We start from the raw sequence: 1080 nt of genomic DNA, 5'->3' as shown, positions 1-1080 counted from the left end.
CCGGGCGACAATACATGCCGGTGGAAGAGACGCCGACGAAAAAACGGCCGTCGAATTTGCGGTCACGCGCGCGCAGCGCGTCGTACAACGCTTGCTGTTGAGTATTCATGGCAACGCTCGGGTTCGGTTTTTTCTGCATTATGGGGCTCGCCTGGCGCACTGACGTGCGGAATTCGGACATTAAGTTAAGCACGCCGCCGCCGCGCCCGCTAAATTTTTCGACACTCGCGCATTGGCGCATTGCCCGCCGGCCCCGTCTCGGGTAAAGTCGCCCCCCTTCATTGGCATGGGGACAAAAAAGAGATGTTTATTGGATTCGATTACGGGACAGCCAACTGTTCCGTTGCAGTGATGCGCGACCACGGCCCCGAGCTGTTGACGCTGGAAAACAACGCGCCCTATCTGCCTTCGATGCTGTGCGCGCCGACCCGCGAAGCGGTGAGCGAATGCCTGCACCGCCATTGGCAGATCCCGACCGGCAGCGAAGAAAACCAGCAGCTGCTGCGCCGCGCCATCAGTTACAACCGCGAAGAAGACATTCCGGTCAACGGCGACAGCGTGCTGTTCGGCCTGCAGGCGCTGGCGCACTATATGGAAGATCCGGAAGAGGTGTACTTCGTGCGCTCGCCGAAGTCCTTCCTCGGCGCCAACGGCCTGAAACCACAGCAGATCGCGCTGTTCGAAGACCTGGTGTGCGCCATGATGTTCCACATCAAACGCCAGGCGGAAAATGTGCTGCAAACCGGCATCGATCAGGCGGTGATCGGCCGGCCGATCAATTTCCAGGGCATCGGCGGCGACGAAGCCAACCGGCAGGCGCAGGGCATTCTGCAACGCGCCGCCGAACGCGCCGGTTTCAAGGACATTGAGTTCCAGTTCGAGCCGGTGGCGGCGGGGCTGGACTTCGAAGCGACGCTGAGCGAAGAGCAAACCGTGCTGGTGGTGGACATCGGCGGCGGCACCACCGACTGCTCGGTGCTGCTGATGGGGCCGCAGTGGCGCAACCGCGCCGATCGCCAGCAGAGCCTGCTGGGCCACAGCGGCTGCCGGGTCGGCGGTAACGATCTGGACATCATGCTG

General features: G+C 62.1%; 2 protein-coding genes. One reads left to right on the top strand and one right to left on the bottom strand.

The features are described 5' to 3' along the window. Positions 1-181, bottom strand: a 181-nt coding sequence (locus tag ABT171_RS41750) for an Ada metal-binding domain-containing protein (RefSeq protein WP_351252201.1), incomplete at its 3' end; no start/stop codon positions are given. A gap of 122 nt (positions 182-303) precedes the next feature. Here ABT171_RS41750 and yegD point away from each other — a divergent pair. Then, positions 304-1080 (top strand): molecular chaperone (gene yegD, locus ABT171_RS41745; protein ID WP_351252199.1); only part of this gene is annotated, 777 nt, incomplete at its 3' end.

This window comes from Streptomyces sp. NPDC001851 (assembly GCF_040297165.1).
Lineage (GTDB): Bacteria > Actinomycetota > Actinomycetes > Streptomycetales > Streptomycetaceae > Streptomyces.
The sequence above is the reverse complement of the archived record's forward strand: the minus strand, read 5'-3'. Positions and strand labels throughout refer to the sequence as shown.